General features: G+C 45.9%; 5 protein-coding genes. 4 read left to right on the top strand and 1 reads right to left on the bottom strand.

What is annotated here, in order from left to right:
• The coding region (locus tag Q7V32_RS04890) for a hypothetical protein (RefSeq protein WP_304895860.1) at nucleotides 1–296 on the bottom strand (296 nt) is incomplete at its 3' end.
• 1,302 nt (nucleotides 297–1,598) lie between these two features.
• On the opposite strand from Q7V32_RS04890, the gene Q7V32_RS04885 reads away from it, so the two are divergent.
• The 4 genes from Q7V32_RS04885 to icmH all read left to right on the top strand — a co-directional run bounded on the left by Q7V32_RS04885 (nucleotide 1,599) and on the right by icmH (nucleotide 7,445).
• Complete coding sequence (locus Q7V32_RS04885; protein ID WP_304895859.1) at nucleotides 1,599–2,255, top strand: ankyrin repeat domain-containing protein; 657 nt, start codon at nucleotides 1,599–1,601, stop codon at nucleotides 2,253–2,255.
• A gap of 884 nt (nucleotides 2,256–3,139) precedes the next feature.
• Nucleotides 3,140–4,639 carry a type VI secretion system-associated FHA domain protein TagH gene (tagH, locus tag Q7V32_RS04880; protein WP_304895858.1) on the top strand — a complete coding sequence of 500 codons (1,500 nt, stop codon included), beginning with the start codon at nucleotides 3,140–3,142 and terminating at the stop codon, nucleotides 4,637–4,639.
• Between the two features lie 107 nt (nucleotides 4,640–4,746).
• Nucleotides 4,747–6,084, top strand: coding sequence for a type VI secretion system baseplate subunit TssK (tssK, locus tag Q7V32_RS04875; RefSeq protein ID WP_304895857.1), 1,338 nt, complete (start codon nucleotides 4,747–4,749; stop codon nucleotides 6,082–6,084).
• Complete coding sequence (icmH, locus tag Q7V32_RS04870) at nucleotides 6,084–7,445, top strand: type IVB secretion system protein IcmH/DotU (protein ID WP_304895856.1); 1,362 nt, start codon at nucleotides 6,084–6,086, stop codon at nucleotides 7,443–7,445. Before tssK ends, icmH begins: the two co-directional genes overlap by 1 nt.
• Nucleotides 7,446–7,458 lie beyond the last annotated feature (13 nt).

Genomic DNA, 7,458 nt, shown 5'->3' with positions numbered 1-7,458 from the left:
TAATCGGGAATAACAACCAAGTAACCCCTGGCAGTCAAAGCCTGAGCGACAAAAACATAGTGTTCCTTGGTTAAGGTTTTACAACCACCCCAGCATCCACCATAAAAAAAAACGACGACCGGCAGCCTTTCTGGCTGACCGGACATCTTTTTGATTTCCGGCACATAAACATCCATGACATTCTGCTTTTCAGCGCCGTACGATAAATTTTCGTAAACATGATAATTATCAAAACGGGCTAGCAGGTTGACTACCAATAAGCCCGCACTGTTGCAACCAGGCAAAAGTGATAGCATGAAGAGTATTGCGAATGATCTGGTCGCCATTTTTATTGAATGAATGAGAAACGTTATTTATGTTAAAAAACAAGAAACAATTCAACTTATTTCTTTTATCGCTGGTGCGTTGGTGTTCAAGAAACTGCTGTTCGTGCTGCGCGATCAATGTTCTTAGTGAGAGAAAACCGTTAGGGTTCCCTAACCGGCATCTCATTTTACGAAGCAATTGACTGGTTTGGGACTGCTGAACTTAGCGACGAGTAGCCGCTTTCCGGAGAAGAATCTGAAGAGAAGACGGCCGCTTGGCGACTTCACCCTATCTATGACCCAGTCGACTGTCCGGTATTCGGCGAGCTAATTGACATTATCACTGAGTCATTACGGCCAAAACCGGCCACTGAGGATGCTAGCGAAACTTTTCATCCCTAAGTCCTGCGAATGGCAGCTTTTCGGCAATCAATTTTGCGTTTTTTTTTGCTAGACCCGGTCCAAAGCGCACGACTGCATTTCGGCCATCAGTGACAGCAGATGAATGCGTATCTGCTTGTCAGTTTAGCTATGGATGCTTGATTGTAAGACCTGGCCCTGGCTTTTACCGGTAACAGTCAACGCGGAGTAGGTTTCAACCGAAGATATCGACCCAAAGCTAGTTGAGCGCTATTCGGGCATGTGGTTTGCCCCAGGAAGCCTATACAAGAGCATGGAGAAAACGTTATGGGCTATTCGTTATGCTAGGGAAAACAATATCCACTGCTTTGGAACCTGAGGTGAGCTTCAACATCGTTATCGAATACGCCCGTAAGGTCCTCGGGTTCAAAGATGCTCAACATGCTGAGTACGACCCATACTCCTCAAAGCTATTCATTTCAAAACTGGGGGTGCTAATTAACAAAAGGCTCTAAAGTATCATGAGATTTATCCGCGAATTCAGCTATGATAACGACAACAACTGGCTGTACACTTGCCAACCGCGAAATGCAGCTAAGTTTTGTGCCGGGATCTCAGGTGGTTGCAATCTTCGGCGGTTTGTCCGCGACGGAACACTACTACTTCAATTTCGGTGTCAATCCAGCCTGCATTCGTGAGTTGAAGCGAGGACCACACTGAACGTTACCGGTGCAGGCATCGAAGGCGAAGTCCGTGTCTTGAGTATCCTCTCACCTGTTTTATTTGTACGTTGTTAGTGCCTCAGACACGCTCCAAACCTGAAATACTATCCGCGCTGGTTACTGCATTTCTTGGGGTTGTAGTTGGCCGTTTAGCCAACACTACGCTCGAGGCGCATCAACTTCATGTTAGTCACATCAAGGCAAATTTATTATGAAAAGCTGGAAAAACATAAAGCGCATGAATACACATCATAAATTGCAGATATTAATTTTCATGGTTGTGGGATTTAGCACTTTAACTACGACTGTGCAAAGCGATACAAACCCAGAAGAAAAAGAAAAAAAGCTTTTTATTGATGCTGTTGGAGAGGGCGATTGCAATGCTGTAAAAGCTTACCTTCATTCGGGAGTATCGGCAAACACAAAATTCTGTTCCTATGACGGTCGTGAAATTACTGTACTTATGTTCGCTGCATCCCAAGGGCATACGTGTACCGTTAGCTATTTGATTGCAGCGGGGGCAAATATAAATGTCATCAGCCATCCTTCAAATATCGAGTACGACACTCCACTGACTATGGCAATTAAGCGTGGTGGACTCGACACCGTTGATTTGCTCATCAAATCTAATTCTCGGATCGATGTTGCTGATGGCAAAGGACAGATTCTTGCGACTCAAGCACTAAATAATGCCGACGAATGGTCAGTGCTTCCTGGTCACCCTCCTAAGGAAGATGTGCAGAAAATGAGATCTTTGATTTTAGAAAAACTGGGTAAAAATCCACATACAGGTATCGAGTGGAACGCGATACAAGATGCGCAAGTACTAGGTCGTTGCGCCTCGTCTACACCTAAACAGGCTAGATAGTGGGGAAAGTCATTCGCTGAAAATAGTTGAAACGGAGCGTCAGCGAGTGAAGATTTTCCGCGTAGCTCCGATTAGCAATAGAGTAATCAGAGGAATGTCGACATTCGTAATGTGCTATTACATGAGCTAATCGCACCTACATCGGGAATGACCGCTTATATGCCGTTTCCTGTCACACCAAATTAAATTATATCTGTCAGCTCAGAGGCGATTGAACTAGGTGACAAATGGTCGCTTTCAGGAATCGGAATTCAATGACAGCTTTAAAATGGAATGAGTGGCAGCGTTCGTCTGGAATAGGTGGCAGCTTTGGACCGGAATACGCAGCCTGAAAAAAGACCTGCCTAAAGCATGGCATTTCGTTTTGGCATTATCTCCAGGATCGACTGCTGAGCGAAAACAAAATTCTACCCTTATCCGAGGTGATTCGGACTGCGGCTGCCTATGGCTAATGAGAAGTTACTCAGATGTGGGACTAACGTTCTGAATGTTCTATCAAATGCCTAAAGGACAAATTCATCCTGCGGTTGAGCTGAAGCATCTTGCTAATCAGGATTTAATATCGCATATCTTAAACGCATAACTCTTATACGCAAGTCAGTATCATGAGTTCCCAGTTGATTGCAATTCATTGATTTATAGCTCTTCCGCCACGATTTGAGTGGTATTATGATCCGAACCCTCCTAATATTACTATTGCCTCTTTTGAATTTTCCTTCCACATAAATCGATTGGCCTTTTTTTAAATAGTCTTGCACAGTTTCTATCTGTTCCAAGCGGGTAAGTCGCAGTAACCTCATAATAATATTTTTCTGGCAAAAGGTGAGTAAGCACATATAATCAATGCTTCTTAATCATCACGCTTTCAATAAGAGACGATTGTTATGGCTTTATCGCTGACCTTACTCTCGTATAAAGGACAACCTCTGGCTGAATCAGTCACCGTAACGGTGGACGAAAGAGGTGGGTCCATCGGACGATCGGAAGATAATGATTTAGTCCTCAGTGATCCTGAAAAATTTGTTTCCAGGCATCATGCACGTATTTCCTTTCAGCACGGTGCCTATTATCTGACGGACACCAGTCTCAGCGGCGTCTATTTCGACATGAACACCGCACCGCTGCAAAACGATACTCAACAGTTGTTTAACGGAACTCATTTACGTGTTGGGGAATATGAAATCAGTGTGGCCATTACTGCTACAGCGGTCTCAAAAGAGGCTGATTCGCCATTTTTAAATGAATTTTTGGAAACACCGGCACAGCTTCCGGTTCATGAACCGGATTTGTTTTCGCCGCTGCTTGATGACCCATTTGCTAACCGCTTATTGGTAAATAGCGATGATGCGTCTGTTGAGCATTCAGACCTGATCAATTCAGGTGAAAACTTCAAAGAGGTTGAATTTCAGAGTCATTTGCCGAATTCCGCTTCACCACTGTTTGACAGTTTTGTGGCGCCCGACATCTTGTCAGCTCCCGCTGAACCGGTTGACATGCCTGTTATTTCAAGCTTTGAAGATCTTTTTGGAGACGCATCCGCCCCTTCATGGGAGCCCTCAAAGCCGGCTGATCCAGGCCATCAACCCTTGGATGCCTTGTTTGATTTTAAAGATCCTTTCGAGGAAGAGTCGCTTGAACTCGCAAAAGAGGCTGAGCATTTAGATGAACAGCAGCAACCCATACCTGTTTTTGTTGCTCCGGAACCCGAAGTTCCCGGCAGTTTGCTGGATATTGTTGAAACGCCGGAAATTCAAGCCAAACCCGAACGGTTGGAAACACTCAAGCCGCCCGTTCAGGAACAAACTCAGACTTCAGATGCATTGTTCGATGCTTTTTTGTCCGGTGCGCAACTGGATCAAAGCATAAAAAGCGCCGAACCGGCTGAAGTTACTTTTAACCGAATCGGCCGGATGTTCAGAAAAATGGTCGATGGAACTGTCGCTGTATTAAGAAGCCGGGCAAAATTTAAAAGCCTGTTTCGCGTCAATATGACTGTCATCAGAGCAGCCAATAATAATCCGTTGAAATTTGCAGTGACAACGGATGATGTGCTCAAGCAATTGATTCAAAACAGGGAAGGCGGCTTTTTAGGATCAGTCGAAGCCATTGAGCAGGGCTTCGACGACATCATGAATCATCAATTGGCTATGCAGGCAGGCATCCAGGCCTCTTTGAATGAATTATTAAAAAAATTTGATCCAAAGACGATAGAAAAACAATTTGAGCAAGGCATCGTTTTACAAAAGAAAGCCAAGTGTTGGGACAAATACCAGGAGTCTTACGGTGTTGCCGCAGAAGAGGCCATAGAAAACTTTTTCGGTGACGCGTTCGTTGAAGCTTATGAAGCTCAAATGAGCGCACTGACTGCGGCGAGAAAAAAATAAAAACTTTTAGTCTATGCTGAAGGCTGGAATTTGATAATTCAGAGCATCCGCAATGCGGAGCTGTTTGAACGCACATTAATGACAGTGACGAGGAGGTGTTAGTTAACATGGCAGAAAACAACAGGACTGTCTGGTCGGAGGGTATGTTTCTTCGCCCGCAACATTTTCAGCAGCATGATCGTTATATTGAAACGTTGATCCGGGAGCGGTGTGGAGGTTTTAACCCCTATGACTGGGGTTTTAAAAAAATCAGGATAGACCCGCGTCTGTTGGCAATGGGGAAGTTTTCATTAACCGAATGTAGCGGAGTTTTTCCTGATGGAACCCCGTTCAATTTGCCTGAAGACGACGATCTTCCTTTGCCGGTTGATATTTCCGTCGATACTCAAAATACGATTATTTATCTGTCGTTGCCGACCCGTCAGCCCGGAAACGTTGAAGTGGATACCGATCAGGTCCGTAACAAACTGGCGCGCTATCACGCTGTTGAATACGATGTCAGAGACCATAACACCGGCACTAATGTCACTTCGCCGGTTACAGTCGGCAAACTCCATACTACGTTGATGCTTGAAACACAGGAACGCGCCGGCCATCTCTGTTTGGGGGTTGCCCGCATCATCGAATCGAGGATAGATAAAAATGTGATCCTTGATGAACAATTCATACCGCCATCGGTTGATTGTAATGCGCTACCGATATTAAAAAGCTTCATCAAGGAGTTGTCCGGTTTACTGCATACCCGGGGCGAAGCCTTGGGGGGCAGAGCAACCGAGGCGGGAAGGGGCGGCGTGGCCGAAATTGCTGATTTTATGCTCTTGCAAATGGTGAATCGTGTTGAGCCTTTGTTTGAACATCTTCAGAACATACCGGCCTTTCATCCCGAAAGTTTTTACCGGCTTGCCGTGCAACTTGCTGGCGAATTGTCTACCTTTTGTAAGCCGAATAAGCGGCCGGTAAGTTTTCCTCCCTATCAGCACGATGATTTACAGCTCACTTTTTCCCGGGTCATGAGCGAATTGCGCGATCTGCTAAGTTCGGTTTTGGAGCAAAATGCAATACCTATTCCGCTGACACCACCAAAATACGGAATTCGCGGGGCCAAAGTGCCCGATCCTCATTTATTGAAAGACGCTGTTTTTGTGCTGGCGGTCAATGCTCAAATCACAAAAGAGCAATTGCGCAGCGGATTTCCGACGCAAGTCAAAATCGGACCGGTTGAGCAAATTCAACAATTGGTTCGATCTGCGCTGCCGGGTATTACTATCCACCCTTTACCCGTCGCACCAAGACAAATCCCTTATCATGCCGGATTTGCCTATTTCGAACTGAACAAACAAGGCGAGCTGTGGAAGCAGATGTATCAGTCCGGCGGTTTTGCCATTCATATTGCCGGAGATTTTCCGGGCCTTGAACTAGAGTTTTGGGCAATCAAAAACGGGTAATGACAGTGAATCAAGACGATCCCTTCGGAAATTACATCGACGATGACAAAACCATACTCCGGCCTAACCCGGGCGGCCGAAAACCGAAACTGCAAGAACCGGTCAGTCCGAAACCGATTGATGTTAGAGCCTCTGAGCCTGTTGCACTTCCTGAAGGGCTGCACGAACAGTTAGGCCATTCGGACGCCAATCCGCTCACCCAATGTGCGTTGTCCTTGCTGTCTCTGGTTGCACAATTACGCAACACGTCATCACATCCTGATATAGCCGGGCTCAGAACCAGCATTATCAATGAAGTAAAACGTTTTGAAACCACTTCGCTACAGCGCGGTGTTCCGGCCGATCAAGTCCAGGCGGCTCGCTACTGTTTGTGTACATTACTGGATGAGACCGTGCTGAATACGCCGTGGGGTAATAACAGTCTTTGGAGCACGCAAAGTCTGTTAATCACCTTTCATAAAGAGGCGTGGGGCGGCGAGAAGTTTTTTCAAATATTAAAAAATATTATGCAACAACCCGGCACGCATTTGCATTTGCTGGAGTTATTGTATTTCTGCCTGTGTCTTGGCTTTGAAGGTAAGTACCGGGTACAAGAACACGGAATGACCCGTCTTGAAGAGGTTAGGGAAAATCTTTACCAAATCATTCAAAGACAACGCGGTGATTACGAACACGAATTATCGATCAGTTGGCAGGGGATCAAAGACAAACGCAATGCATTAAGCCGTTTGGTCCCGTTATGGGTGATTGGTTCAGTGGTCGGTGTGACGCTGATGCTGGTTTTTTTGGGGTTTCTTTACCTGATCAATGCCGCTTCCAGTCCCTTGCTGGCAAAGCTTTATAACATCAAAGACGGTTTAACCTTTCAGGCAAGTGTTACAGCGCCGGTCACTTCCCCGGCACCCGAGCCGCAAGCGTCAGAAGAACCGGCTTATTCACTGTATGACGATATCAATACGTTTCTTGCACCTGAGATAGCGCGAGGTGAAATTGCCCTGGATAGAAAAAACGGAAAACTCATACTGCGAATTATGGGCAAGGGATTTTTCGGCTCGGGCAGCGATAACATAACCACTCGGTATTTGCCTTTACTGGACAAAATCGGTAAGGCGCTCAGTAAAGTTACCGATAATATCCTGATCGTCGGGCATACCGACAGCGATCCGATTTTTTCGGCACGATTTCCATCGAATTGGGATTTATCGCAAGCGCGAGCTCAATCGGTTGCCAAGGTATTAAGCGGCAACGCAGGCATAAACGCGACCATTACATCAGAAGGCCGGGCGGAAACCCAGCCTTTGGTTCCGAATGACAGCGCCGAACACAAAGCCATGAACCGGCGGGTTGATATTATTTTTTGAGGATATAAGGGAT

The sequence above is a fragment of the Methylicorpusculum sp. genome, from assembly GCF_030651835.1.
Taxonomy (GTDB): Bacteria; Pseudomonadota; Gammaproteobacteria; order Methylococcales; family Methylomonadaceae; genus Methylicorpusculum.
This window is presented reverse-complemented; position numbering and strand designations above follow the sequence as displayed.

What these genes read in the sequence shown, in the direction of transcription:
- Q7V32_RS04885 (WP_304895859.1), top strand. Translation starts at nt 1,599, where the DNA reads ATGAAAAGCTGGAAAAACATAAAGCGCATGAATACACATCATAAATTG.
- tagH (WP_304895858.1), top strand. Translation starts at nt 3,140, where the DNA reads ATGGCTTTATCGCTGACCTTACTCTCGTATAAAGGACAACCTCTGGCT.
- tssK (WP_304895857.1), top strand. Translation starts at nt 4,747, where the DNA reads ATGGCAGAAAACAACAGGACTGTCTGGTCGGAGGGTATGTTTCTTCGC.
- icmH (WP_304895856.1), top strand. Translation starts at nt 6,084, where the DNA reads ATGACAGTGAATCAAGACGATCCCTTCGGAAATTACATCGACGATGAC.